General features: G+C 70.8%; 24 protein-coding genes. 13 read left to right on the top strand and 11 right to left on the bottom strand.

The window, feature by feature from the left end:
* Nucleotides 1-5: 5 nt before the first annotated feature.
* Both AB4091_RS11065 and AB4091_RS11060 read left to right on the top strand, forming a co-directional pair.
* Nucleotides 6-353 carry a hypothetical protein gene (locus AB4091_RS11065; protein WP_442291797.1) on the top strand — a complete coding sequence of 116 codons (348 nt, stop codon included), beginning with the start codon at nt 6-8 and terminating at the stop codon, nt 351-353.
* Nucleotides 353-1072: a DNA alkylation repair protein gene (locus AB4091_RS11060; protein ID WP_442291796.1), complete on the top strand. Its 720-nt coding sequence runs from the start codon at nt 353-355 to the stop codon at nt 1070-1072. Before AB4091_RS11065 ends, AB4091_RS11060 begins: the two co-directional genes overlap by 1 nt.
* A gap of 37 nt (nt 1073-1109) precedes the next feature.
* Here the strand turns inward: AB4091_RS11060 and nucS are convergent, their stop codons facing one another.
* Entirely contained in the window at nt 1110-1805 is a 696-nt protein-coding gene (gene nucS / locus AB4091_RS11055) for an endonuclease NucS (RefSeq protein ID WP_442291795.1), read from the bottom strand.
* Between the two features lie 106 nt (nt 1806-1911).
* Between nucS and AB4091_RS11050 the strand changes: the two genes are divergently transcribed.
* Entirely contained in the window at nt 1912-3690 is a 1779-nt protein-coding gene (locus AB4091_RS11050; protein WP_442291794.1) for a 3-hydroxyacyl-CoA dehydrogenase family protein, read from the top strand.
* 16 nt (nt 3691-3706) lie between these two features.
* Complete coding sequence (locus AB4091_RS11045; protein WP_442291793.1) at nt 3707-4015, top strand: hypothetical protein; 309 nt, start codon at nt 3707-3709, stop codon at nt 4013-4015.
* A 58-nt stretch (nt 4016-4073) separates the two neighbouring features.
* On the opposite strand, the gene AB4091_RS11040 is transcribed toward AB4091_RS11045, so the two are convergent.
* The 3 genes from AB4091_RS11040 to ccrA are packed head-to-tail and all read right to left on the bottom strand — an operon-like array spanning nt 4074 to nt 7392.
* Nucleotides 4074-4574: a DinB family protein gene (locus AB4091_RS11040; protein ID WP_442291792.1), complete on the bottom strand. Its 501-nt coding sequence runs from the start codon at nt 4572-4574 to the stop codon at nt 4074-4076.
* Nucleotides 4575-4592: 18 nt separating this feature from the next.
* Nucleotides 4593-5999, bottom strand: coding sequence for an AI-2E family transporter (locus tag AB4091_RS11035; RefSeq protein ID WP_442291791.1), 1407 nt, complete (start codon nt 5997-5999; stop codon nt 4593-4595).
* A 52-nt stretch (nt 6000-6051) separates the two neighbouring features.
* Complete coding sequence (gene ccrA / locus AB4091_RS11030; RefSeq protein WP_442291790.1) at nt 6052-7392, bottom strand: crotonyl-CoA carboxylase/reductase; 1341 nt, start codon at nt 7390-7392, stop codon at nt 6052-6054.
* A gap of 150 nt (nt 7393-7542) precedes the next feature.
* On the opposite strand from ccrA, the gene AB4091_RS11025 reads away from it, so the two are divergent.
* Both AB4091_RS11025 and AB4091_RS11020 read left to right on the top strand, forming a co-directional pair.
* The gene (locus AB4091_RS11025) at nt 7543-8202 is read left to right on the top strand and encodes a DUF998 domain-containing protein (RefSeq protein WP_442291789.1); all 660 of its coding nucleotides are present in this window, start codon (nt 7543-7545) and stop codon (nt 8200-8202) included.
* A 45-nt stretch (nt 8203-8247) separates the two neighbouring features.
* Nucleotides 8248-9051, top strand: coding sequence for a polysaccharide deacetylase family protein (locus AB4091_RS11020; RefSeq protein ID WP_442291788.1), 804 nt, complete (start codon nt 8248-8250; stop codon nt 9049-9051).
* A gap of 10 nt (nt 9052-9061) precedes the next feature.
* On the opposite strand, the gene mce is transcribed toward AB4091_RS11020, so the two are convergent.
* Nucleotides 9062-9505: a methylmalonyl-CoA epimerase gene (gene mce / locus AB4091_RS11015; protein WP_442291787.1), complete on the bottom strand. Its 444-nt coding sequence runs from the start codon at nt 9503-9505 to the stop codon at nt 9062-9064.
* 137 nt (nt 9506-9642) lie between these two features.
* Between mce and AB4091_RS11010 the strand changes: the two genes are divergently transcribed.
* Together AB4091_RS11010 and meaB are read left to right on the top strand one after the other, a co-directional pair.
* Entirely contained in the window at nt 9643-10848 is a 1206-nt protein-coding gene (locus tag AB4091_RS11010) for an acetyl-CoA C-acetyltransferase (protein ID WP_442291786.1), read from the top strand.
* Between the two features lie 21 nt (nt 10849-10869).
* Nucleotides 10870-11835: a methylmalonyl Co-A mutase-associated GTPase MeaB gene (gene meaB, locus AB4091_RS11005; protein ID WP_442291785.1), complete on the top strand. Its 966-nt coding sequence runs from the start codon at nt 10870-10872 to the stop codon at nt 11833-11835.
* Nucleotides 11836-11910: 75 nt separating this feature from the next.
* Here meaB and AB4091_RS11000 read toward each other — a convergent pair whose 3' ends face one another.
* Entirely contained in the window at nt 11911-12288 is a 378-nt protein-coding gene (locus AB4091_RS11000; RefSeq protein WP_442291784.1) for a hypothetical protein, read from the bottom strand.
* 591 nt (nt 12289-12879) lie between these two features.
* On the opposite strand from AB4091_RS11000, the gene AB4091_RS10995 reads away from it, so the two are divergent.
* From AB4091_RS10995 to AB4091_RS10975, 5 genes are all read left to right on the top strand, one after another.
* On the top strand, nt 12880-13887 hold the full coding sequence (locus AB4091_RS10995) for a GNAT family N-acetyltransferase (protein WP_442291783.1): 1008 nt from the start codon (nt 12880-12882) through the stop codon (nt 13885-13887).
* A 75-nt stretch (nt 13888-13962) separates the two neighbouring features.
* Nucleotides 13963-14277, top strand: a complete 315-nt coding sequence (locus AB4091_RS10990) for a thiamine-binding protein (protein WP_442291782.1) — start codon at nt 13963-13965, stop codon at nt 14275-14277.
* 56 nt (nt 14278-14333) lie between these two features.
* The gene (locus tag AB4091_RS10985; RefSeq protein ID WP_442291781.1) at nt 14334-14591 is read left to right on the top strand and encodes an ATP-binding cassette domain-containing protein; all 258 of its coding nucleotides are present in this window, start codon (nt 14334-14336) and stop codon (nt 14589-14591) included.
* Between the two features lie 167 nt (nt 14592-14758).
* Nucleotides 14759-15745, top strand: a complete 987-nt coding sequence (locus tag AB4091_RS10980; protein WP_442291780.1) for a hypothetical protein — start codon at nt 14759-14761, stop codon at nt 15743-15745.
* A gap of 14 nt (nt 15746-15759) precedes the next feature.
* Complete coding sequence (locus AB4091_RS10975; protein WP_442291779.1) at nt 15760-16707, top strand: co-chaperone YbbN; 948 nt, start codon at nt 15760-15762, stop codon at nt 16705-16707.
* Nucleotides 16708-16840: 133 nt separating this feature from the next.
* Here AB4091_RS10975 and AB4091_RS10970 read toward each other — a convergent pair whose 3' ends face one another.
* The 5 genes from AB4091_RS10970 to treS are packed head-to-tail and all read right to left on the bottom strand — an operon-like array spanning nt 16841 to nt 24471.
* Nucleotides 16841-17398: a hypothetical protein gene (locus AB4091_RS10970; RefSeq protein WP_442291778.1), complete on the bottom strand. Its 558-nt coding sequence runs from the start codon at nt 17396-17398 to the stop codon at nt 16841-16843.
* On the bottom strand, nt 17395-19041 hold the full coding sequence (gene pgm, locus AB4091_RS10965) for a phosphoglucomutase (alpha-D-glucose-1,6-bisphosphate-dependent) (protein ID WP_442291777.1): 1647 nt from the start codon (nt 19039-19041) through the stop codon (nt 17395-17397). The genes AB4091_RS10970 and pgm overlap by 4 nt, the downstream gene beginning before the upstream one ends.
* Nucleotides 19038-21341: a 1,4-alpha-glucan branching protein GlgB gene (gene glgB / locus AB4091_RS10960; protein WP_442291776.1), complete on the bottom strand. Its 2304-nt coding sequence runs from the start codon at nt 21339-21341 to the stop codon at nt 19038-19040. Before glgB ends, pgm begins: the two co-directional genes overlap by 4 nt.
* On the bottom strand, nt 21338-22765 hold the full coding sequence (locus tag AB4091_RS10955) for a maltokinase N-terminal cap-like domain-containing protein (protein WP_442291775.1): 1428 nt from the start codon (nt 22763-22765) through the stop codon (nt 21338-21340). The genes glgB and AB4091_RS10955 overlap by 4 nt, the downstream gene beginning before the upstream one ends.
* Nucleotides 22765-24471: a maltose alpha-D-glucosyltransferase gene (treS, locus tag AB4091_RS10950; RefSeq protein ID WP_442291774.1), complete on the bottom strand. Its 1707-nt coding sequence runs from the start codon at nt 24469-24471 to the stop codon at nt 22765-22767. The genes AB4091_RS10955 and treS overlap by 1 nt, the downstream gene beginning before the upstream one ends.
* Between the last annotated feature and the right edge of the window lie 4 nt (nt 24472-24475).

Below are 24475 nucleotides of genomic sequence, written 5' to 3'. Positions count from 1 at the left end.
GGGGCATGAGCGACCTGCAGTGCGCCGCACGGATCGTCGTGGTCAACCCCCCGGGGCTCTCCGACGTCGCGTGGCTCGCGTCGGCGATCCACCTCGAGAAGGTCCAGGCGGTGTATGCCGCCGACGACGTGCCCGACACCGGCCCGGTCGAGACCCTGGCCGACGACCTCGGGGTGCCCTCGCACCTCGGCCACGGTGACCTCCACGACGGCTCCGAGGGCTTCGGCGAGCTCGTCGACCGGCACCGTGGCGAGTGCATCGTCGTCGTGCGGGGCGGTGCCGACACTGACCCCGTGATGCTGCTCGTCGACGCCGACGGCACCACCCGAGTGCCCATCGAGGGACTGACCTGATGGCGGCTGCGTCGACGGCAGCGTCAACTTCCGCGTCAACGGCAGCGGCGGTCGTCGCGCAGCTCGAGCAGGAGCGCACCGAGGCAGACCTGGCCAAGGTGCGGTCGCGCCTCGCCGACGGTGAGACGGCCATCGGCGTGCGCATGGGCACACTGTTCGCGATCGCGAAGTCGAGCACCGGGATGCCGCTGGCCGAGGTCCAGCGGCTGCTCGCCCACCCGGCGTACGAGGCCCGTCTGGCGGCGTTCTGCATCCTCGACTTCAAGGCGCGACGCAAGCGCACGGGCGGGCACGAACGCGGCACGCTGGCTCGCACCTACCTCGGCCACCACCACGCGATCACGTCGTGGGACATGGTCGACCGCGCAGCGCCACGGGTCGTCGGCGGGTGGCTCGTGGGCAAGGACAAGCAGCTCCTGCGCGACCTGGCCGGATCGGCCGACCCGCTTCGACGACGCACCGCGATGACAGCGCCCCTCGGCTTCCTCGACAGCCCCGACGTCGAGGCCGGCTACGAGATCGCCGATACGCTCCACGCCGACCCGGATCCGTTGGTGCACAAGCCGGTCGGCATCTTCCTCAAGCACGCCGGCGAGCGAGACCGCGATCGGCTGGTCACCTTCCTCGAGGGCCACGCGGATGCCATGCCGAGGCCGGCCGTGCGGCTCGCGGTCGAGAAGCTGCCGCCCGAGATCCGGTCCCGCTGGGTCGGTCGCTGACGGCGCGGCCCGGCCAGGCGGCATACGCCAGCGGTTGTCAGAAGAGGCGGGACTCTGCGTCGTCGATGCCCTTGAGGGCGTCGTAGTCGAGCACGACGCAGCGGATGCCGCGGTCCTCGGCGAGGGTGCGGGCCTGCGGCTTGATCTGCTGGGCGGCGAAGACGCCCGTCACCGGCGCGAGGTGCGGGTCGCGGTTCATCAGCTCGAGGTAGCGGGTCAGCTGCTCGACGCCGTCGATCTCGCCGCGGCGCTTGATCTCGACCGCGACGCTGACGCCGGCCGAGTCCTTGGCGAGGATGTCGACCGGGCCGATGGCCGTCATGTACTCGCGGCGCACGAGCGAGTATCCGTGGCCGAGGGTGTGGATGTGCTCGGCGAGCAGCTTCTGCAGGTGCGCCTCGACGCCGTCCTTGACGAGACCGGGGTCGACGCCGAGCTCGTGCTCCGAGTCGTGCAGCACCTCGTGGATGAGCACGGTCAGGCGGTCCTCGCTCTTTGCGTGCTGCACCCGCCACACCGCCACGACCCCCTCGCCGCCCTGGGTCTCGTCGGGCTCGACCTCCGCCATGGTGCACGGGGGTGACATCCAGTTGAGCGGCTTGTAGGAGCCGCCGTCGCTGTGGACGAGCACCGAGCCGTCGGACTTGACGAGGAGCAGCCGTGTCGCGAGCGGGAGATGGGCCGTGAGCCGACCGTCGTAGTCGACGCTGCAGCGGGCAATGACGAGACGCACCGGACCACCCTAGAGGAGGTGGCGACGGGTGGCGCGCAGCCGGCGTGGGGAGCGTCACCCCGGGGACGGGTGTGGGCGGCATACGCCCTCTGGGAGACTTTCGCCCATGGCTCGTGAGTTCACCAAGGTTGGCGTCATCGGACTCGGCACCATGGGTGCCGGCATCGTCGAGGTCTTCGCACGCAACGGCATCGACGTCGTCGCGGTCGAGGTCACCGACGAGGCGGTCGAGAAGGGCAAGGGGGTGCTCCAGCACTCGACCGACCGGGCGGTCTCCCGCGGCAAGCTCAGCGCGGACGACCAGGCCGCGCTGCACGACCGCGTGCAGTTCACGAGCGACATGGCCGACCTCAAGGAGTGCCAGCTCGTCGTCGAGGCCGTGCCCGAGCACCTCGACCTCAAGAAGGACATCTTCGGCCGGCTCGACACGATCGTCAGCGACGACGCGATCCTCGCGACCAACACGAGCTCGCTGCCCGTCACCGAGATCGCCGTCGCCACGATCAACCCCAAGCGCGTCGTCGGCATGCACTTCTTCAACCCCGCCCCGGTGCTCCAGTTCGTCGAGGTCATCAAGACGGTCATCACCAGCGACGAGATCTTCGAGGACGTCAAGGCGCTCGCCGAGCGCCTCGGCAAGAAGCCGGTCATCGTCGGCGACAAGGCCGGCTTCATCGCCAACGCCCTGCTCTTCGGCTACCTCAACCACGCGGTGTCGATGTACGAGAGCCGCTACGCGACGCGCGAGGACATCGACGCCGCGATGAAGCTCGGCTGCGGCTACCCGATGGGCCCGCTCGCGCTGATGGACCTCATCGGTCTCGACACCGCGTACGAGATCCTCGACACGATGTACAAGCAGGGGCGCGACCGGCTGCACGCCCCGAGCCCGATCATCAAGCAGATGGTCAGTGCCGGGCTCAAGGGCCGCAAGAGCGGTCGCGGCTTCTACACCTACGCCGAGCCCGGCAGCTCGCAGGTCGTCGACGACGCCCTGACGCCGACGGGTGCCCACGTGGGCGCCGAGGGCACCCGGTCGATCCGCACCGTCGGTGTCGTCGGTTCCGGCACCATGGCCACCGGCATGGTCGAGGTCTTCGCCAAGGCCGGACTCGATGTGACGTTCGTGGCCCGCAGCGAGGCCAAGGTCGAGGCGGTGCGTGCGGCGCTCGCGAAGAGCCTCGAGAAGGCCGTGCAGCGCGGCAAGTCCACCGAGGAGGAGCGCGACGCGGCGCTGGCCCGCGTGACCGGCACGACGCGCCTCGACGACCTCGCCCAGGTCGACCTCGTCGTCGAGGCCGTCGTCGAGGACCTCACGGTCAAGCGCGCGCTCTTCGAGAACCTCGACGAGATCTGCCGGCCGGGCGCGATCCTCGCGACGACGACGAGCTCGCTGCCCGTCGTCGAGTGCGCGGCCGCGACGAAGCGGCCGCAGGACGTCATCGGCATGCACTTCTTCAACCCGGCCCAGGTGATGAGGCTCGTCGAGGTCGTGCACACGGTCTCCACCGCGCCCGACGTCGTCGCCACCGTGCAGGCACTCTGCTCGACCATCGGCAAGCACGCCGTGACGTGCGGTGACCGGGCCGGCTTCATCGTCAACGCGCTGCTCTTCCCCTACCTCAACGACGCCGTGAAGATGCTCGAGGCCAACTACTCGACGGCCGACGACATCGACACCGCGATGAAGACCGGCTGCGGCCTGCCGATGGGACCGTTCGAGCTGCTCGACGTCGTCGGTCTCGACGTGTCGCTCGCCATCGAGCGCGAGCTCTACCTCGAGTTCCGTGAGCGCGGCTACGCGCCCGCACCGCTCCTCGAGCACCTCGTCACCGCCGGCTACCTCGGACGCAAGACGGGGCGTGGGTTCCGCACCTACGCCTGACACCTACGCTGGAGCCATGCCCTCGCGACGCCGACCCAGCAAGCACGCGCGCGAGCACGTCCCCCTCGACGTGACGCGCATCCAGGGCGGGGCGACGCGCGAGGAGACGTATGCCGGCACGCGCTGGACGGTGCGCGCGGTGAGTGGTGCGTCCGCCACCCGGGCGTACCTCTGCCCCGGGTGCCAGCAGGACGTCACCCCCGGCGTGCCGCACGTCGTCGTGTGGCCGGCCGAGGGCGTCGGCGGGCTCGGCGACCGGCGGCACTGGCACACGGGATGCTGGCAGAAGCGCGACGCCCGGCCCCCGGGCAACGCGTATCGCTGAGCGACCTCACTCGTTCGATGTCATCGACCTGCCCGTGGTCGTCGATCGCCGACCCGCGTCAGGGCCGCGCGGCGAGGACCTGCTCGCGCAGGATGTCCGCGTGTCCGCAATGCTGGGCGAGCTCGCGCAGCAGGTGGAGGAAGACCCAGCGCAACGGCAGCGGGCCGAGCCGGTGGCCCGGCAGGACGTCCTCGAGCGCGAGGGACTCGGTCGCCCGTCGTGAGGCCTCGCACGCGTCGTGGTGGGCGCGTGACACCGAGTCGACCGTGTCGGACTCGGTGAGTCGGAACGACTCGCTCGAGTCCTCGGGGATGCCGATCTCGGCCCGGCTGCGGCCCGTCACCGCGTGGTCGAACCACACCTTCTCGACGTAGGTCGCGTGCTTGACGAGTCCGAGCAGCGTGGTGGCCGAGGGCACGAGGGAGCGCCTGACCTCTTCCTCGCTCAGCCCCTCGAGGGTCGCACGGAGCGCCGTGCGGTGCTCGTCGATGAACGACTCGAGCTGGGCCTTGGCCGGTTGGGCGATGACGTCGTGGGCGAACGTCGTAGAGAACGTCATGCCGTCGAGCCTGCCACGTCAGTGCCGGCGCTGCCGGGGGACCAGCACCTCCTCGTAGAGCAGCAGCGCCCCCGCCGCGAACGGGATCGCGAGCAGCGCGCCGAGGATGCCGAGCAGCGTGCCGCCGGCGAGGGCCGCGACGACCGTGACCGCGCCTGGGACGGCCACGGTGCGCTGCATGATGCGCGGCATCACGGCGTAGTTCTCGATCTGCTGGTAGACGACGAAGTAGATGATGACGATGAGCGCCTTCTTCGGCTCGTCGAAGAAGGCCACGATCGCCACGACCGACGCGCCCAGGGTCGCACCGACCATGGGCACGAGCCCGAGGAAGCCGACCGCGACGGCGAGGACGGCGGCAAACCTCAGGCCGATGAGGCTCATCATGATCCAGGCGCAGAACGCGTTGATCGCCGCGACGACGACCTGCCCGATGGCGTACGACCCGACGCGTCGCATGACCTCCTCGGAGAGCGAGACCGTGCGCGGGCGACGGCTCGCCGGGACGAGGGCGTATGCCGCGTGCTTGACCGCCGGGAGCGAGGCGAGGAAGTAGAGGGTGAGGACGAGCACCGTCAGCACGCTGAAGACACCCGACGCGATGAGCTTGCCGGCGTCGAGCACGCCGCCGAAGATGCCGGCCCACAGGTTGCCGTCGGCGACGCGGCGGTTGACCTCCTCCTGGATGCGCTGGACGAGCTGGTAGCGGTGGTCGACCTCCTGCACCCACGGGTTGGCGAGCAGGTTGTCGAACATTCGCGGCGCGTTGGTGGCCAGCTCGCTGCCCTGCTCGGCCACCGGCGGGATGACGACCCAGCCGACGAGCGTGAACACCGCGAGCACGCCGAGGAAGACGATGGTGACGGCCCACCCGCGCGAGACCCGCCGCCGGGTCAGGGCCTCGACGAGCGGGTTGAGCGACAGGGTGAGGAAGAAGGAGATGACGAGCAGGGAGATGACGGTGCCGAGGCGCCCGACCGCCTGCACCACGGCATACGCGGTGAGCACGCCGACGGCGCCGACGAAGCCGACGTAGAACGGCGACTGCCGGTTGAAGGGGATGCCGCTCGGGCCGAAGTCGCGGCGTGCGCCCTTGGGTCGCCTGCTTTCGGGGCTCCCGTCGGCGCTCGAGCCCGCGCCCCGGTCCGCCTCCGAGCCTGTCGTCGAGCGGGCTTCTGAGCCGGCCTCCGAGCTCGCAGATGAGCTGGTCCGGGATGCGTCCGCTTCGGCTGCTCCCTCTTTCGGACCGAGCGGCAGCGTCTCGGCGAGGAGGTCGCCCCGCGCCGGGTCGTCCTGCCCGCGCGGTGGCGAGTCGTGTGCCGGCTCGTCGGCGTGCGAGTCGAAGCCGAGGTCGCGGGCCAGGAAGCCGTCCATCCGGGCACGCTGGGCGCGCCGGTAGCGCGCCCAGCGTCCCCAGATGCTCACGACGGCGAGCCTACGTCAGGCTGGTGACGCCGGCCCGGACGCGCGGTCCCGTCTACTGGTTCGCGAAACGGTTGATCGCCTTCTCGAAGCCGGCGCGCTTGTCGGGGTCGGTGATGCCGAGCCCTGCCTCGGGGGCGAGGGTGAGCACGCCGACCTTGCCCTGATGAGCGTTCTGGTGGACGTCGAGCGCGGCCTGGCCGACCTCGTCGAGGGTGTACGTCCGTGAGAGGGTCGGGTGGATCAGGCCCCGGTTGACGAGCTCGTTGGCCTCCCACGCCTCGCGGTAGTTGGCGAAGTGCGAGCTGACGATGCGCTTGAGGTTCATCCAGAGGTAGCGGTTGTCGTACTCGTGCATGTAGCCCGACGTCGAGGCACAGGTGACGATGGTGCCGCCCTTGCGCGCGACGTAGACGCTCGCACCGAAGGTCTCGCGGCCCGGGTGCTCGAAGACGATGTCGACGTCGTAGCCGCCGGTCAGCTCTCGGATCTTCTTGCCGAGCCGCTGCCACTCGCGGGGGTCCTGCTCGGTGCCCTCGGCGTTCCAGAACCGGTAGCCCTCGGCGTTGCGGTCGATGATCAGCTCGGCTCCCATCGAGCGGCAGATCTCGGCCTTCTCCGGAGAGGAGACGACGCAGATCGGGGTCGCGCCGCCGGCGAGGGCCATCTGCGTGGCGTACGACCCGAGGCCGCCCGAAGCGCCCCAGATGAGCACGCGGTCGCCGAGCTTCATGGCAGCGCCGTTCTTGCTGATGAGCTGGCGGTAGGCCGTCGAGTTCACCAGGCCGGGCGAGGCCGCCTCCTCCCACGACAGGTGGCCGGGCTTGGGCATGAGCTGGTTGGCCTTGACGACCGCGAGCTCGGCCAGGCCGCCGAAGTTCGTCTCGAAGCCCCAGATGCGCTGCTGGGGGTCCATCATCGTGTCGTTGTGGCCCTCGGCGTCCTCGAGCTCGACCGAGAGGCAGTGGGCCACGACCTCGGTGCCCGGCTTCCACTTCGTCACGCCGGGGCCGGTGCGGAGCACGACGCCGGCGAGGTCCGAGCCGACGACGTGGTAGGGCAGGTCGTGGCGCTTGGCGAACTCCGACGTGCGGCCGTAGCGCTCGAGGAAGCCGAACGTCGAGACCGGCTCGAAGATGGAGGTCCACACGGTGTTGTAGTTGATGGCACTCGCCATCACGGCCACGAGGGCCTCGCCGGGCGCGAGCTCGGGCACCGGCACCTCGTCGATGTGCAGCGACTTGCGTGGGTCCTTGTCGCGGGTGGCGATCCCCTCGAACATCCCGACCTCGTCCTTGTGGACGGTGGCGCCCCGATACGTCTTCGGGATCTCGATGGTCGCGTAGGTCTCCTGGGTGCGGTCGCCGGAGAGGATGGCGTCGCGGATGGCCTGCATTGAAGGTCCTTACGTCGCAGCGTCATTGGTGGTTCGAGGCAGTGTCGAGGCATTGACTCCTCCCGCCGAACGTAGCGACGGCCCCCGTACCGATGAGTACTTCTGAGACTCCCACCACAGGTGACGTGAGTCACGGGCTACGGTCGGGCGGTGCGAAGGACGACGGTGGGTGCGGCGTGCTGGCTCGTCCAGCCGTTCTACCTCGTGATCGAGCTCGTCGTGGCCGCCGCCGCGTCGTCCTCCTACAGCCTGCGCGACGACACGATCAGCGCTCTCGGGCAGCTCGGCTGCGCGCCGGGCCACGAGGGCTCACTCGTCGAGGTCTGCTCCGCCGCTCCGGTCGGGCTCGACACCGCCTTCGTCGTCTTCGGTGTGCTCCGCGCCGTTGGGGCCGTGCTGGTGCGTCCGCTGGTCGGTGGAGGCGGCTGGGGCACGGCGGCGTGCGGCCTCTGGGTCGTGTCCGGTACCGCCGCGGCGGCCGTCGGGCTGGCCCCGGTCGACGTCGTGCCCGGGCTGCACGCAGCACTGGCCCTCCCCGTCTTCGTGCTCCAACCCCTCGCCCTGGTCGTCACGGGTGTGGCTCTCGGGCGTTCGAGGCCCCCCCGTCGGTGGCTGGCGGGGTCCGGGGTCTCCGTCGGAGCGATGACCCTCGGTGCCGCGGCTGCGTTCGGGGCGCGCCTCGGAGCGGGCTCGTGGGTGGGAGCCTTCGAGAGGGCCACCCTCTGGCCCGCCTACCCGTGGCTGGCCGGGGCCGCCTGGGTGCTCGTGTCCCGCCGGGCTCGCGTCGCGAGCGACCCCGGCGGGTTCTGACGCGGTTCCGGCGCGGTGGCGCCGACTCTGGGCCACACTGGCGGCGTGGCACAGGTGGATGCTTTCGCCGCGGTGTCGCGCCGCTCGGTCGTGCTCGGCGTCGCGGGCCTCTGTGCGCTCGTCGCGTGGCCACGGGTCGACGAGGCCCTGCACCCGGGCGGACCCGGGCGTGAGACCGACAGCCCAGCGCTCCGGCACGACGTCGACCCGCGGGGAATCACGCGGGTGAGCACCACGCGACGCTGGGTCGCGCTCACCTTCGACGACGGGCCCGACCCGCGCTGGACGCCCGACGTGCTCGACGTGCTGCACGCGTACGGCTGCCGGGCGACGTTCTTCGCAGTCGGCAGCAACGTCGAGGCGCACCCCGACCTCGCGCGACGCATCGTCGCCGAGGGGCACCGCCTCTCGAACCACACGCACGACCACCTCTGGCTCGACCGGGTCGACGCTGCGACAGTGACCGACCAGCTCACCCGAGGACGAGAGGCGGTGGCGGCGTACGACCGCCAGGGCGGGCAGCTCGCGCGCCCACCCCGCGGCTGGACGTCACGCACCGTCGCCCGCTGCACGAGCGACCTCGGGCTGCGGTCGGTCTTCTGGACGGCCTGCCTCGAGTCCTCGCTGCACGACGGTCCGGTCGCCGCAGGCGAGGAGGTGGGTGCGCGCCTCCGGGCCGGTGACATCGTGCTCGCGCACGACGGTGGACGCGTGGTCGGGCCCAACCCCCAGGACATCGACCGGTCGCGCACCCTGGCGGCGCTGCCCACGATGCTCGAGAGCCTGCGACGCCGGCGGCTCGTGGGCGTGCCGGTGCAGGACCTCGTCGCGGGCGGCACACCCCGTTGAGCCCGCGGAGTCAGTGGCCGGCAGCCGCCGCGGGCTCGACGAGCTCGACGAGGACGCCGCCGGCGTCCTTCGGGTGGATGAAGTTGACGCGGCTGTTGCTCGTGCCGCGCTTCGGGGTGTCATAGAGCAGCCGCAGGCCGCGCTCGCGCAGCGTCGCGCACACGTCGTCGATGTCGCTGACGCGGTAGGCGAGCTGCTGCATGCCCGGACCGCTGCGGTCGAGGAACTTGGCGATCGTCGACTCGGGCGAAAGGGGTGCGAGCAGCTGGATGCACGACCCGGAGTCGCCGACGCCCATCATCGCCTCGCGGACGCCCTGCTCGTCGTTCGTCTCCTCGTGGAGCATCGTCATGCCGTACTTCTCCTCGTAGAACGCGATGGCCGCGTCGAGGTCGGGCACGGCGATGCCGACGTGGTCGATGTGGGTGAAGAGGGGGTCCGGAGTGGCGCTCATGCTCCCAACGTAGGGCGGCCACACGGCATACGGCCGGGGTATGCCGTGTGCGCTTGGTCATGCTGGTCCGGGGGCCTCGCGGGGCGCGGCTAGAGTTGACGGCGACATCCCCAATGACGTCGGAAGAGGCTTCACCCATGACTGCTGACCGTCCCACCTCCGTGATCGTCGCGGGCGCCCGCACCCCCATGGGTCGGCTGCTCGGCTCGCTCAAGGACTTCTCCGGATCGGACCTCGGTGGCGTCGCCATCAAGGGTGCTCTCGAGAAGGCGGGCGTCGCCCCCGAGCAGGTCGAGTACGTCATCATGGGCCAGGTGCTGCAGGCCGGCGCCGGCCAGATCCCAGCCCGCCAGGCAGCGCACGCCGCCGGCATCCCGATGACCGTCCCGGCCCTGACCATCAACAAGGTCTGCCTCTCCGGCATCAACGCCATCGCGATGGCCGACCAGCTCATCCGCGCCGGCGAGTTCGACGTCGTCGTCGCCGGCGGGCAGGAGTCGATGACCAACGCGCCGCACCTGATGACGAAGTCGCGCGAGGGCTACAAGTACGGCGACGTCACGATGCGCGACCACATGGCCTTCGACGGTCTCTGGGACGCCTTCACCGACCAGGCCATGGGGCTGCTCACCGAGCAGGCCAACACCGGCTCGCAGGCGTTCACGCGCGAGGAGCAGGACGAGTTCTCCGCTCGCTCGCACCAGCTCGCCGCCAAGGCCTGGAAGGACGGTCTCTTCGACGACGAGGTCGTCTCCGTCTCGATCCCGCAGCGCAAGGGCGACCCGATCGAGTTCAAGAACGACGAGGGCATCCGGGCCGACACCACGGCGGCCTCGCTCTCGGGGCTTCGCCCGGCGTTCAGCAAGGACGGCACGATCACGGCCGGGTCGGCCTCGCAGATCTCCGACGGTGCCGCTGCGGTCGTCGTCATGAGCAAGGCGAAGGCCGAGGAGCTCGGCCTGACGTGGATCGCCGAGATCGGCGCTCACGGCGTCGTGGCCGGCCCCGACTCCACGCTGCAGCAGCAGCCGGCACGGGCGATCGCGCGGGCATGCGAGAAGGAGGGCATCACGCCCGCAGACCTCGACCTCGTCGAGATCAACGAGGCGTTCGCGGCCGTCGGTCTCGCGTCCGCCAAGGAGCTCGGCATCGACGTCGAGAAGGTCAACGTCAACGGTGGGGCCATCGCGCTCGGCCACCCGATCGGCATGTCCGGCGCGCGCATCGCGCTCCACCTCGCCCTCGAGCTCAAGCGCCGAGGTGGCGGTGTCGGCGCGGCCGCCCTCTGTGGCGGCGGTGGCCAGGGCGACGCCCTCATCGTCCGCGTGCCTGCGTCCGCCTGACGCGCACCTCTCCACAGCCGCGTGGCACGCCGATCCGTCGACGTCCCCGCCCTGGTCGAGTCGGCCAGGGCGGGTTCGCCGCGCGCCGTGGCGCGTCTCATCTCCCTCGTCGAGGACGGCCACCCCGCGCTGCGTGAGGTGATGGCCGCCCTTGCGCCACATGCCGGTTCGGCGTGGGTCATCGGTCTCACGGGCTCGCCGGGCGTCGGCAAGTCGACGACGACGACGGCACTTGTCGGTGCCTTCCGTGAACGAGGCCTGCGCGTCGGCGTCCTTGCCGTCGACCCGTCGTCACCCTTCTCCGGAGGAGCCCTCCTCGGCGACCGCATCCGCATGCAGGACCATGTCCTCGACCCTGAGGTCTACATCCGCTCCATGGCCTCGCGCGGACACCTCGGTGGCCTGTCCTGGACCACTCCGCAAGCCATCCGCGTGCTCGACGCGGCCGGCTGCCAGGTCGTGCTCGTCGAGACCGTCGGGGTCGGACAGTCCGAGGTCGAGATCGCAGGGCTCGCCGACACCTCGGTGGTGCTGCTCGCGCCGGGCATGGGCGACGGCATCCAGGCGGCCAAGGCCGGAATCCTCGAGATCGGCGACGTCTTCGTCGTCAACAAGGCCGACCGCGACGGTGCCGACGCCACGGTGCGCGACCTGCGGCACATGATCTCGCTCGGCGACCGCACCGAGCCCGGCCTGTGGCGGCCGCCGGTGGTGAAAACCGTTGCGGCACAGAAGGTCGGCATCGACGAGGTCATGGAGGCGCTCGACAAGCACCGGGCCCACGTCGAGGAGACCGGCGAGTTGGCCCGGCGCCGAGAGCGTCGCGCGGCCGACGAGATCGAGACCATCGCTCTGGCCACGCTCCGCTCGCGGCTCGGCGACCTCGGCGGGCGCGAGAGCGTTCTGGCCCTGGCTGGCGAGGTGCTCGCCGGCACCACCGACCCGTATGCCGCCGCCGACCGTCTCGTCGACCAGCTCGGTTCCTGAGCGGGAGGGTCCGGTCGACTCGGTCCGCGCGGTCCGCCTGACACGTGAACTGAGCGGCTTCGGTCGGCTTCGTGCTCACGTGGCGGTTGCGCCCCGCAGTTGCTGTGTCGCGCGGGCCTTTGCCCCGGCGCGCACGAGCACGAAGCGGACCCACTCCTGCTGGAACATGACCTGTTCGTAGGCGAACCGGTAGACGTCCCACGAACCCAGGACCAGTTCGTCGTAGCGCCAGCAGTCGGTCACCAGTTGCTTTCTGCCGGTGTGGAACTCGTGGCTGTCGGCCTCGAGGACGATTCCGAGTGACGCGTCGACGAGGTCGGGCACGACACGCGCGCCGCCGGACACCGCTATGCCGATCTGCGGGCGCACGTCGAGCCCTGGCACGTCGAGGGCGATGGCCCTCAGCACCGACTCGAAGGGGTTGGCCGCCTTGCCCGACGCGGCTGTCAGCACGCGGACGACGCGCGGGCGCCAGGGCCACGAACCTCGGCCTGCGCGAGGTCGCCGGGCCGAACTGCGCGTCAGCGGCGGGCCGAGTCGGCGATGGCGAGGGCCTCGTCGAAGGGGAGATGCCGGGCGCAGTCGACGACCGTGCGGATCGGTGACGTGACTCCCGCGAGAACGAGAAGACCGCTGTGAGCCCATGGGCGACGGCCCGCGCCCGGTCGACCTCGGGCAGGACATAGCGCCGGACACGAGGTCGCAGCACGCGTCCCTGCTCGACCGCCTGTCCCAGGTGACGTTTGGTGACGAGCTGCCGCAGCTCGGCTGGGGTCGCAGCGCCACCCAGTCTCCGGACCGCGTCGACGGGCTCCATCCGAGCGGCCTCTCGACAAGCAGGGGGCGCTCCCGTGCCCCCCGTCCACAGGGCCACGAGAACACAGGAAGTCCGGGTCTGATGCGGGTTGGGTGCTGAGGGCCGGGGCGGCAACGGGGTTTCGCATGTCGCGAGGGACGTCGCGACGGCCCGCGGACGCGGCGGGGGGCGGGGCGGCATTCGTAAACCTGTTGTCGGGCGGACGGCGCTGGTGTCACCGTCGAGGCATGGACATCATCCCGCTCGACCGTGACGACGACGTCATGCTCAAAGGGCTCTTCGGCGTGGCCACCCGCAGCGAGGCGACCTCGCGCGTGCAGCCGATCCAGCGCACCGAGGACGAGTTCCTCAAGATGGTGCGCTTCTCGTTCCCGGGCGAGCGCGAGGAGGGGGCGGTCGCGGTCGTCGACGGCTCTCCGGTGGGCTGGTCGCGGGTCTTCTTCCCGGAGCGCGACAACCTCGACAAGTGCTGGAACCACCTCGAGGTCGACCCGGAGCACCGCGGTCGCGGCGTCGGCTCGGCCCTGCTCGAGTGGTCGGAGGAGCGCGCCCGCGCCGGCGGCCGGGACATGCTCCTGAGCGAGGTCTTCGTCCCCGTCGGCGACCGCGAGTCCCACGCCGACCGTGAGTTCGCGCTGCAGCGTGGGTATGCCGTCTCGAGCGTCGAGATCGTGCGCTCCCTCCCGCTCCCGGTCGCAGCCGACGTCCTCGACGACCACCGGCAGCGCTCCGCCGACGCGATGGGCGACGCGTTCGAGCTGAGCGTCCACGTCGGGGGCGTGCCCGCGGAGCTGCGCCAGGGCGTGTGCGACGCGTCGAACCGGCTCATCCTCGACGCGCCCACCGGCGACGTCGAGTTCGAGCCGGAGTCCCAGACGGTCGAGGACTACGAGACGATGCTCGAGCACCTGCGGGACACGGGCCGCACCATCATCACCGCTGTCGCGGTGCACCGCGACAGCGGAGTCGTGGCCGCCTACACCGACCTGTCGGTGCCTTCCGGCGATCCCGACATCGTCTTCCAGTGGGGCACGCTCGTGCTGCCCGAGTTCCGCGGCCACCGGCTCGGCATGGCGGTCAAGGTCGCGAACCTCGACGGGCTCGCACGCGTCGCTCCCGAACGCCGGTCGGTCCAGACCATGAACGACGAGCAGAACCCGTGGATGGTCCAGATCAACAAGGACCTGGGCTTCGAGATCATCGAAGAGGCGCTCTCGATGAAGAAGGCGTTCTGACGGCAGGCGGCCCGGCGGGCGACAGGGCGCGGGGCGACGGCCGAGGCACGGAGTGCGCGGCATACGGTTGGGGCCATGCTGATCGCCTTCTCCGTCGCCCCCACCGTCGCGGCCGATGACACCGGCTCGGTGAGCGATGCCGTCGCCCGTGCCATCCGCGTCGTGCGTGACTCCGGTCTCCCGCACCGCACCGACGCCATGTTCACGACGATCGAAGGGGAGTGGGACGAGTGCATGGCTGTCGTGAAGTCGTGCTGCGACGTGCTGGCGCAGACCTCCCCGCGTGTCGGGCTCGTGCTGAAGGCGGACATCCGGCCGGGCTTCGCGGGCGAGCTCGACGGCAAGCTCGAGCGGCTCGAGGATGCGCTCGACCGTCAGCGAGATGAGTGAGACGTCCGAATCCGGCTGGCAGCTGAGGCCGCCTCCAGGACTCCGGAAACCACCTGGTGGAGGAGCTCTCGGGCGGGCAGCAGCAGCGGGTCGCCGTGGCGAGGGCGCTCGCGTCCCGGCCGCGCGTCCTGCTGGCCGACGAGCCCACCTCGGAGCTGGACCACGCGAACCGTGAGCGGGTGCTGGGGCTGCTGCACGACCTGGCGGCCGCGGGCTCCACGGTGGTCATGGCAACCCACGACCCCGAAGCCGCGGCCGAGACCGGGCGCGAGGTGGGCCTCGACGGGGGCAAAATACGCTTCGCCCGGACGTGACCTGCCCGACTTCTGGCCTCTCGCGAGCACCGACGGAGCCGCGAATGCACTGGTTTGTCACGAGACGCGCCTTTCGGCGGATTGGGGCTGGGGGCACCCCGCGCCGTATCGTGGGCGCGGTCGAGCCCACTCGGCCACCTCCCCCTGCACCATCGAAAGGCCCATCCATGCCCCGCCCCGCGATCCGACGTGCCCTGGCCGCCGCGCTCGCCTCCGCCGCGATGCTCTCGGCCTGCACCGGCAACTCCGACGACGGCACCGACGGCACCGGCGTGTCGGCGACCCCGGCGGTCGCGCCCGAGGCGGCCGCGTCGACGGCGTCCACGGCTGTGTCGGCCGTCGCCTCGTCGTCGCTCGACGCCTCGGCCGCCGGGGCCGCCGCGCGCGCCAAGGCGTTCGCCGGTGTCGCGCTCGAGTCGGCGAACGCGTACGCGAAGACGCTCCCGGGCCGCACCGCGGCGGAGAGGGCCGAGGCCGAGCTGGCCACGACGGGCGTGAAGGTGCTCGCGATCTCCCGCGGTGGCGACAACCCGCGCCAGATCCTGGCCCAGACGACCCTCAAGAAGACCGGCGCCGCGGTGCTCGTGCTGCTCGTCGCGGACGCGAGTGGCGCGTTCAAGGCGGCCGCGGTCACGCCGATGCTGCCCGACGCCAAGCTCGAGGCGCTCGACCCGACGACCAACGGCTCGCCCGCGCTCGCGGAGGGCAAGGGCCTCGTTGCCACGCCCGACGACGTGCTCGCCGCGTTCGCAGCATCCGTGAAGTTCCCGAAGCCCACCGCGAGCAAGGTGCTGGCGGCAGATCCGCTCTCGGAGCAGCTGCGCCAGTCGGCGCTGGCCCAGTCGCAGGCCCTCAAGAACCAGGGTGCCTTCACCCAGGAGCACGACCCCAAGGGCGTCATCGGCGGCCTCCGTCTCAAGGACGGCAACGGCGCGATCGTCTTCGCCCACCTCGTGCGTCACGACGCCATCGCCATGCGCACGCCACTCAAGCTCACCCCGGCCAAGGACCTCACCCTCCTGACCGGCATCAAGCAGATCACCACCGAGGCCGACCTCACCTCGAACGAGGTCGTCGCCATCGTCATCCCCGCGTCTGGACAGGCCCGCGTCGTCGCGGCCTCGGACCAGCTCGTCGCCGGCTCGGGTCGGTGAGGCAGGATTGATCTATGAGTCACCAGCCATTCACCGCAGCAGCACTGCGCGGTGCCGTCGACCTGTCCTCGCTCAAGCGTCCGGCCCCGCAGGGTGGCCCCGCATCAGGCGCGGCCGGCACCTCCGCGGACGGTGCTTCCCTCGTCGTCGAGGGCACTGACGCCTCGATCCGCGACGTCCTCGCGGCGTCGGCGACCCACCCGGTCGTCATGGTGCTGTGGTCGCCACGGTTGCAGGAGTCGGCCGACTTCGTCTCGACGTTCGCAGACCTCGCGCGGCGCTATGCCGGTCGCTTCCAGCTCGTGACCGTCGACGTCGACGCGAACCCGACCATCCTGCAGGCGTTCCAGGTCCAGGCCGTGCCCGTCTCCTTCGCCTTCGTGCAGGGCCAGCCGGTGCCGCTCTTCGAGGGCGTGCAGCCCGAGGACCAGGTCACGGCGGTCATCGACCAGGTGCTTGCACTCGCAGCGCAGCACGGCGTCACCGGCACGGTGGCCGTCGATGGCGAGCAGCCGAGCGACAACGCCGACGACGAGCAGGAGCAGCCCCTGCCGCCCCTGCACCAGCAGGCCTTCGACGCCATCGAGGAGGGCGACCTGGAGGGTGCGGCCGCCGCCTACCGGGAGGCGCTCCTCGAGAGTCCCGCCGACGCCGACGCGAAGATCGGGCTGGCGCAGGTCGGTCTCCTGCAGCGCACCCAGGGCGTCGACCTGCAGGCGGCCCGGGCTGCCGCGGCCGAGGCCCCGACCGACGTCGACGCCCAGATCCTGGTTGCCGACCTCGACCTGCTCGGAGGGCACGTCGAGGACGCCTTCGTGCGGCTCATCGACACCGTGCGCGTCACGGCCGACGCCGACCGCAACAAGGCCCGCGAGCACCTCGTCGAGCTGTTCGAGGTCGTCGGCACGGGCGACGACCGCGTGGCCAAGGCCCGCAAGTCGCTCATGAGCGCCCTGTTCTGAGCCGCCAGGCGGGTCAGCCGCCCTCGTCACACGATCGATCGAGCAGTCCGTCACTCGAGTGACGGACTGCTCCTTCGATGGTGTGGTGACGAAGCGATCTCTCGATTGCCCGGGTGCGGCGGGGTGCTGGTCGTCAGCCGGTCGTGGCGGTGGGCACGACCGACTCGGCGAGGCGCTCGACGACCTCGGCCGCGGTGCCGGCGAGCGACTCCGGGTCACCCGTCACGGGTGGCGTCGTCACCCACAGACCCCACCCGGGGGTGGAGGGATCGATGCCGGTACCGACGACGACGAGGTGCACCGGCTCGGGGGCGGCCAGGTCGAGGTAGTCCTCGAGGCGGTCGCCCTCGACGCGGTCGGCCACGACGACGTCGTACCCCTCGATGAGGTAGGTCTCGGCGAGGGCGAGCCCGGCCGACCAGCGCAGCAGCTGGCGGCGCACCAGGCGGACTCCCGTGTCCTCCAAGAGAGGATGTTCACCGTCCCCGGCCGGGGCCACGAGCATCCCGTCGAGCACCGGGCCGTCGACCACGACCGAGGCACCGAGCCGCCCGCCGATGGCCCGGGCCAGCTGTCCCAGGCTGGAGGCATCGGCCCCGGTGAGCAGGAAGAGCCGTCCGCGAGCGTCAGGCGCGTCGGAACCACCGACGAGGCCGGACGAGCCCGGCTGTTCCGGCTCGGGCGTGCTCATCCGCCGAGAGCGGCCGACACGACGTCCTTCGCCTCGGCCTGCACCCGTGCGAGGTGGTCGGCGCCCTGGAACGACTCGGCGTAGATCTTGTAGACGTCCTCGGTGCCCGAGGGGCGCGCAGCGAACCACGCGCTCTCGGTGGTGACCTTGAGCCCGCCGATCTTCGCGCCGTTGCCCGGTGCCGTAGTGAGCTTGCCCGTGATCGACTCTCCGGCAAGGGACTCCGCGCTCACGTCGTCAGGGGAGAGGGCGCCGAGCTTGGTCTTCTCCTCACGGGACGCTGCTGCGTCGATGCGGGCGTATGCCGGGTCGCCGTGTCGGGCGGTCAGCTCGGCATAGTGCTGGCTGGGGGTCTTGCCGGTGGCAGCGAGGATCTCCGACGCGAGCAGCGCGAGCAGGATCCCGTCCTTGTCGGTCGACCAGACCGTGCCGTCGAAGCGCAGGAAGCTGGCGCCCGCCGACTCCTCGCCACCGAAGCCGACGGAGCCGTCGAGCAGTCCGGGCACGAACCACTTGAACCCCACCGGCACCTCGAGCAGGGTGCGCCCGAGGTCGGAGGCGACGCGGTCGATCATCGAGCTCGACACGAGCGTCTTGCCGATGGCCGTGTCGGGGCCCCAGCCGGGCCGGGCACCGCCGTAGAGGTACTGGATCGCCACGGCGAGGTAGTGGTTGGGGTTCATCAGGCCGGCGTCGGGCGTGACGATGCCATGGCGGTCGGCGTCGGCGTCGTTGCCCGTGGAGAGGTCGTAGGCATCCTTGTTGCCGATGAGCGAGGCCATCGCCGAGGGGGAGGAGCAGTCCATGCGGATCTTGCCGTCCCAGTCGAGCGTCATGAACGCCCACTGGGGGTCGACCCTCGGGTTGACGACGGTGAGGTCGAGGCCGTGGCGCTCGCCGATCTCGCCCCAGTAGTCGACGGAGGCGCCGCCGAGCGGGTCGGCGCCGATGCGCACGCCCGCCTCGCGGATGCGGGCGAGGTCGACGACGTTGGGCAGGTCGTCGACGTACGTGCCCATGAAGTCGTACGCGCCGGCCTCGCCCCGCGCCCGGTCGAACGCGACCCGCTTGACGTCCTTGAGCCCGCCGCGGACGAGGTCGTTGGCGCGGGCCGCGATGACGGACGTGGCGTCGGTGTCGGCGGGGCCACCGTGGGGTGGGTTGTACTTGAAGCCGCCGTCGGCCGGCGGGTTGTGCGAGGGTGTGACGACGATGCCATCGGCGAGACCCCTTGCGCCAGAGGTCTTTCCGTGGTTGGCGCGGAGGATGGCGTGCGAGACGGCCGGCGTCGGCGTGTAGCCGTCACGGTCGTTGACGAGCACCTGCACGCCGTTGGCCACGAGCACCTCGAGGGCCGAGCGCCAAGCCGGTTCGGACAGGCCGTGCGTGTCTCGCCCGATGAAGAGAGGTCCGTCGAAACCCTGTGACACCCGGTAGTCGACGATCGCCTGCGTCGTCGCGAGGATGTGGTCCTCGTTGAAGGCCGTGCGCAGGCTCGACCCACGGTGCCCCGACGTGCCGAAGGCGACCTGCTGGTCGGGGTCGTCGACGTCGGGGTGCAGGTCGTAGTACGCGCCGATGAGGGCGTCGACGTCGACGAGGTCCTCGGCCTGGGCCGGCTGGCCGGCGCGTGGGTGGGTCATGAGGGGTCTCCGTTCGTCGCGTGCTCGTGGGGGTTGGCCTCGGTGGTACTGCTCGCGGCCACTGCGTGCACCGTGGCATTCGACGCGGGGCCGGGCTCGTCGACAGGCACGAGCCACACGGTGGAGAGCCGCGGGACCGTCACGTCGGCGGCATACGGCTGCTGGTGCCACGCCTCCTCACGGGCCTCCACGACGATGCCGGCGCTGCTGGGGGCGTCGGGGTGGTAGCCCGCCGTGTCGAGCACGACCGTCCAGCGCCCACCGCGTGGCAGGCCGATGCGGTACGACTCCTGCGTCTGCCCGCTGAAGTTCATGACGCAGGCGACGACCGGGGCGTCGGTCGTGCGGTCGCCCCGGCCGAGGCGCAGCCACGAGAAGGTGTTGTGGTCGGCGTCGTCGGCCTCGAGCCACTCGAAGCCGGACGGGTCGGCGTCGAGCTCCCACAGCGCGCGGTTGCCGCGGTAGATGCCGTTGAGGTCCTTGACGAGGTTGTGCACGCGGTAGTGCAGCGGCTGCTCGAGCAGCCACCAGTCGAGGCTGCGGCCTTCGGACCACTCCGACTCCTGGCCGAACTCGCAGCCCATGAAGAGCAGCTGCTTGCCGGGGTGGCACCACAGGTAGGCGAGGAAGGCCCGCAGCGTCGCCACCTGCTCCTCGCGCGGTCCGCGCGTCTTGCGCAGCAGGGAGCCCTTGCCGTGGACGACCTCGTCGTGGCTGATCGGCAGCACGAAGTTCTCGTCGAAGGCGTACATCAGGGAGAAGGTCAGCTTGCCGTGGTGGTACTTGCGGTAGATGGGCTCCTCGCCGAGGTACTTGAGCGAGTCGTTCATCCAGCCCATGTTCCACTTGAAGCCGAAGCCGAGCCCGCCCTGGTTGGTCGGCTTCGTGACGCCGGGCCACGTCGTCGACTCCTCGGCGATGGTGACGATGCCGCCGACGCGCTTGTAGGCGGTCGCGTTGGTCTCCTTGAGCAGCTCGACGGCCTCGAGGTTCTCGCGTCCGCCGTGCTTGTTCGGCACCCAGGCGCCGGCGTCGCGGGCGTAGTCGAGGTAGAGCATCGAGGCGACGCCGTCGACACGGAGACCGTCGAGGTGGAACTCCTCGAGCCAGTAGATCGCGTTGGCCACGAGGAAGTTGCGCACCTCGGGACGGCCGTAGTCGAAGATGTTGGAGCCCCACTCGGGGTGCCAGCCCTTGCGGGGGTCGGGGTGCTCGTAGAGCGGCAGCCCGTCGAAGCGGGCGAGCGCCCACTCGTCGGTGGCGAAGTGGCCGGGCACCCAGTCGAGCAGCACGCCGATGCCGGCCCGGTGCAGCTCGTCGACGAGGTGGCGGAAGTCGTCGGGGTTGCCCCAGCGCGAGCTCGGCGCGTAGTAGCCCGTGACGTGGTAGCCCCACGACGGGACGTACGGGTGCTCCATGACGGGCAGGAACTCGACGTGCGTGAACCCGAGGTCGCGCACGTAGTTGACGAGGTGCTCGGCGAGGCCGCGGTAGCCGAGGTCCTGGCGCCACGAGCCGAGATGCACCTCATAGATGCTCATCGGGCCCTGGTGGGCGTTGGACGTACGGCGCCGCTCCATCCAGTCGTCGTCGCCCCAGTGGTAATGGCTCTCGGTGACGATGGCGGCCTGCTTGGGAGCGACCTCGGTCATCCGCGCCATCGGGTCGCTCTTGAGGCGCACCAGCTCGTCGGGTCCGCGCACGGCGAACTGGTAGTTCATGCCCTCACTGGCGCCGGGGAGGAACAGCTCCCAGATGCCGCTCTCGCCGAGGGCGCGCATCGGGTGGGTGCGCCGGTCCCAGTCGTTGAAGTCGCCGATGACGTGGACCGCCTTGGCCCGCGGCGCCCAGACGGCGAACGAGACGCCCCAGACGTCGCCGAGCGGCCCGGGGTAGTGGCGCACATGGGCTCCGAGGACGGTCCACAGCTGCTCGTGCCGGCCTTCGTTGATGAGGTGCCGGTCGATCTCGCCCAGCGTCGGCGCGAAGCGGTAGGGGTCGTCCTGCTCGTGCTCGACCCCGTCGCCGTACTCGACGAGCAGGCGGTAGTCGTGCGTCGAGCCGAAGTCGGGCGAGGTCATCGACCAGATGCCGTCGCGCACGTGCTGCAGCTCGACGCGGTCGCCCGAGTCGAGTCGTGCCGAGACCCGGCTCGCGTACGGGCGGTAGGCCGTGATGGTCAGTCCGCCCGGACCGACGTGGTGCCCCAGGAGGTCGTGGGGCTGACCGTTGCGACCGTGGAGGAATGCCGTGATGGCGGCGTCGTCGAGCGAGGGTCCGTGGGTGGTGTCGCTGCTCATGGCGTGCCTTCCGGAGTGATGAGCCGCTCGACGGCGCCGAGCGGGATCGGCAGCCACGACGGGCGGTTTCGGGCTTCGTAGACCACCTCGTACAGCGCCTTGTCGAGCTCGAGGGCGCGAGTGAGGGCGACGGCGTCGACATCGGGAGTGCCTGCGACAGAGGCGTATCCGTCGAGGAATGCCTCGCGGCAGGCAGCCGCCCACGCTGTCGCGTCGACCGGTGACTGGGCGAGCGCGACGGAGCCGGCCGCGTAGTCGAACGAACGGAGCATGCCGGCCACATCGCGAGCCGTGAGGTCGGGCTGGGTGCGTTCGGCGAGCGGGCGCAGTGGCTCGCCCTCGAAGTCGAGCGCGACCCATCCCCGTTCGGGGACGTCGAGGACCTGCCCGAGGTGGTAGTCGCCGTGGATGCGCTGGAGCGGCGGCCAGTGGACGTCGCGGACCGACTGCGCGATGCGTTCGACGGCAGCCGAGTGCGCGGAGAGCTCGGGCACCAGGGCGGCAGCGGCGGCATACCGCTGGCGCATCGACGTGACGAGGGCGTCGCGCGACTCGGGCGTGACCTCGGAGGTGCCCAGCGCGTGCGCGAGGGCCGTGTGGATCTGCGCCGTGACGACCCCGAGGTCGCGGGCGCGGGCGGTGAAGTCCGTGCCCGAGGCCGCGGCGACGAGCGCCACGCGCCAGGCGTCCTCGACGCCGGGGATGAACTCCTGCGCGAAGGCGAGGTGCCCGTGCTGGGGTGCGCCGTCGACGGGGGAATCCCACGCGCCGTCCAGGTGCCCGACCGCCATGGGTACGCGGTCGGAGCCCTCGCGGGTCAGGGCCGACTGCACGACGACGTCGGGGTTGTCGCCGTCCTGGACGGTGCGGAACACCTTGACGATGAGCGGCTCGGCCGGGCCACCGTCAGGAGCCGACATGCGACAGATGATCGACGTGTTGGACTGCTCGCCGCTGAGGACCGACGACGAGGCGACCGACCCCGCGGCGTGCCCCGTGCTGGAGCCGCTGGCCCGTTCGTTGCTGCCGACCGAGGCCTGGGCCTCGTCGGACAGGCCGGACCCTAGGATCACCGCCATGAGCTGCGAGACGTAGACGGGGTCGTGCGGTGCGTCGTAGACCCACCGCGTGCCGAGGACGCTGTGCTCCATGGTGCCGATCAGGGCGTGCTCGGCCCCCTCGAGAGGGGCGCCACGGTAGGTGAGGGGCACCTGGTAGACGACGGCCGGTGTCACGGCCTCGTCGGCGAGCAGCAGTGTCTCGCAACCGACTTCGCCGTCGGGGTCCTCGAGCCGGAAGCCGCCGACCCGGCGCAGCTCGGGCACGTGGCCCTTGCCGTGGTACCACCGCTGCTGCGGCATCCAGCTGGTGACCATCTCGGTCTTGGTCGGCACGATCGTCGCGCCCTTGTGGATGATTGCCATCAGCGGTTGTCCTCTCCGCCGCGCAGTTGCAGCCAGAAGAAGTCTCGCGAGCCCAGGGTCAGCGTGACGCGGCCGTCGTTGGCCACCCAGGGGAAGCCCTGGCCGCCGAAGAGGTCGATGAGCTGGCGGCCCGACAGGTGGTCGGGCAGCTGGATCGTCGCGGCCTGCGGGCGGCTCGAGAGGTTGTTGACGCAGAGCACCGCCTCGTCAGGGTGGTCGGCGTCGCCGCCGAGCACGCGGGTGAAGGCGAGGATCGCGTCGTTGTCGGCTTCCACCACCTCGAACGCGCCGAGCCCGAACACCGGGTGGCGACCGCGCACCTGGAGCATGCCGCGCACCCAGTGCAGCAGTGACGCCGACGACGCCATCTGGGCCTCGACGTTCACGTTGTTGTAGTGGTAGACGAGGCTGCTGATGACCGGGAGGTAGAGCTTGCCGGGGTCGACGCTCGAGAAGCCCGCGTTGCGGTCGGGCGTCCACTGCATCGGTGTCCGCACGGCATCGCGGTCGGTGAGCCAGATGTTGTCGCCCATCCCGATCTCGTCGCCGTAGTAGAGGCACGGCGAGCCCGGCAGCGAGAGCACCAGCGCGTGGATGAGCTCGATCTCCGGCCGGCTGTTGTCGAGCAGCGGGGCGAGGCGCCGGCGGATGCCGACGTTGGCACGCATGCGGGGGTCCGGGGCGTACCAGCCGTACATCGCGGCTCGCTCCTCGGGCGTCACCATCTCCAGCGTGAGCTCGTCGTGGTTGCGCAGGAACGTCCCCCACTGCGTGCCGTTCGGGATGGCAGGGGTCTCGGCGAGGACGTCGATGATCGGCTGGGCCTTCTCCTCACGGAGCGAGTAGTAGAGGCGGGGCATGACCGGGAAGTGGAAGCACATCTGGCACTCGGGCGCTTCGTCGTTGCCGAAGTAGTCGACGACCTCGGCCGGCGGCTGGTTGGCCTCGGCAAGCAGGATGCGACCGGGGTACTCCTTGTCGACCATCGCGCGCAGCTGGGCCAGGAACTCGTGCGTGCGCGGGAGGTTCTCGCAGTTGGTGCCCTCCTCCTCGAAGAGGTAGGGCACGGCGTCGAGGCGGAAGCCGTCGATGCCGAGGTCCATCCAGAAGCGCACGATGTCGAACATCGCCTCCTGCACGGCCTCGTTCTCGAAGTTGAGGTCGGGCTGATGGCTGAAGAAGCGGTGCCAGAAGAACTGCCGGCGCACCGGGTCGAACGTCCAGTTGGACACCTCGGTGTCGACGAAGATGATGCGCGCGTCGTCGTAGCCGTCGTCGGAGTCGGACCAGACGTAGAAGTCGCCGTAGGGCCCGTCGGGCTCGGCGCGGCTCGCCTGGAACCACGGGTGCTGGTCACTCGTGTGGTTCATCACGAGGTCGGTGACGATGCGGATGCCGCGGGCGTGCGCCTGCGAGACCAGCTCGGTGAACTCGGGCAGGGTGCCGAACTCGGGCAGGACCGCCTTGTAGTCGGAGATGTCGTAGCCGCCGTCACGGAGCGGGGACGCGTAGAACGGCGGCAGCCAGAGGCAGTCGACGCCCAGCCACTGCAGGTAGTCCAGCCGCTGGATCAGGCCGGTGAAGTCGCCGGCGCCGACGCCCTTGCTGTCGGCGAAGGCGCGCACGAGCACCTCGTAGAAGACCGCCTTCTTGAACCACTGCGGGTCGTGCTTCAGCCCCGGCTGGGAGAGGTTGAGTCCCTGCATGCGG

This window comes from Terrabacter sp. 2RAF25, assembly GCF_052115265.1.
In the GTDB taxonomy this organism is placed as follows: domain Bacteria; phylum Actinomycetota; class Actinomycetes; order Actinomycetales; family Dermatophilaceae; genus Terrabacter.
This window is presented reverse-complemented; position numbering and strand designations above follow the sequence as displayed.

What these genes read in the sequence shown, in the direction of transcription:
- AB4091_RS11065 (WP_442291797.1), top strand. Translation starts at nt 6, where the DNA reads ATGAGCGACCTGCAGTGCGCCGCACGGATCGTCGTGGTCAACCCCCCG.
- AB4091_RS11060 (WP_442291796.1), top strand. Translation starts at nt 353, where the DNA reads ATGGCGGCTGCGTCGACGGCAGCGTCAACTTCCGCGTCAACGGCAGCG.
- AB4091_RS11050 (WP_442291794.1), top strand. Translation starts at nt 1,912, where the DNA reads ATGGCTCGTGAGTTCACCAAGGTTGGCGTCATCGGACTCGGCACCATG.
- AB4091_RS11045 (WP_442291793.1), top strand. Translation starts at nt 3,707, where the DNA reads ATGCCCTCGCGACGCCGACCCAGCAAGCACGCGCGCGAGCACGTCCCC.
- AB4091_RS11040 (WP_442291792.1), bottom strand. Translation starts at nt 4,574, where the DNA reads ATGACGTTCTCTACGACGTTCGCCCACGACGTCATCGCCCAACCGGCC.
- ccrA (WP_442291790.1), bottom strand. Translation starts at nt 7,392, where the DNA reads ATGCAGGCCATCCGCGACGCCATCCTCTCCGGCGACCGCACCCAGGAG.
- mce (WP_442291787.1), bottom strand. Translation starts at nt 9,505, where the DNA reads ATGAGCGCCACTCCGGACCCCCTCTTCACCCACATCGACCACGTCGGC.
- AB4091_RS11010 (WP_442291786.1), top strand. Translation starts at nt 9,643, where the DNA reads ATGACTGCTGACCGTCCCACCTCCGTGATCGTCGCGGGCGCCCGCACC.
- AB4091_RS10995 (WP_442291783.1), top strand. Translation starts at nt 12,880, where the DNA reads ATGGACATCATCCCGCTCGACCGTGACGACGACGTCATGCTCAAAGGG.
- AB4091_RS10990 (WP_442291782.1), top strand. Translation starts at nt 13,963, where the DNA reads ATGCTGATCGCCTTCTCCGTCGCCCCCACCGTCGCGGCCGATGACACC.
- AB4091_RS10980 (WP_442291780.1), top strand. Translation starts at nt 14,759, where the DNA reads ATGCCCCGCCCCGCGATCCGACGTGCCCTGGCCGCCGCGCTCGCCTCC.
- AB4091_RS10975 (WP_442291779.1), top strand. Translation starts at nt 15,760, where the DNA reads ATGAGTCACCAGCCATTCACCGCAGCAGCACTGCGCGGTGCCGTCGAC.
- AB4091_RS10970 (WP_442291778.1), bottom strand. Translation starts at nt 17,398, where the DNA reads ATGAGCACGCCCGAGCCGGAACAGCCGGGCTCGTCCGGCCTCGTCGGT.
- pgm (WP_442291777.1), bottom strand. Translation starts at nt 19,041, where the DNA reads ATGACCCACCCACGCGCCGGCCAGCCGGCCCAGGCCGAGGACCTCGTC.
- glgB (WP_442291776.1), bottom strand. Translation starts at nt 21,341, where the DNA reads ATGAGCAGCGACACCACCCACGGACCCTCGCTCGACGACGCCGCCATC.
- AB4091_RS10955 (WP_442291775.1), bottom strand. Translation starts at nt 22,765, where the DNA reads ATGGCAATCATCCACAAGGGCGCGACGATCGTGCCGACCAAGACCGAG.
- treS (WP_442291774.1), bottom strand. Translation starts at nt 24,471, where the DNA reads ATGCAGGGACTCAACCTCTCCCAGCCGGGGCTGAAGCACGACCCGCAG.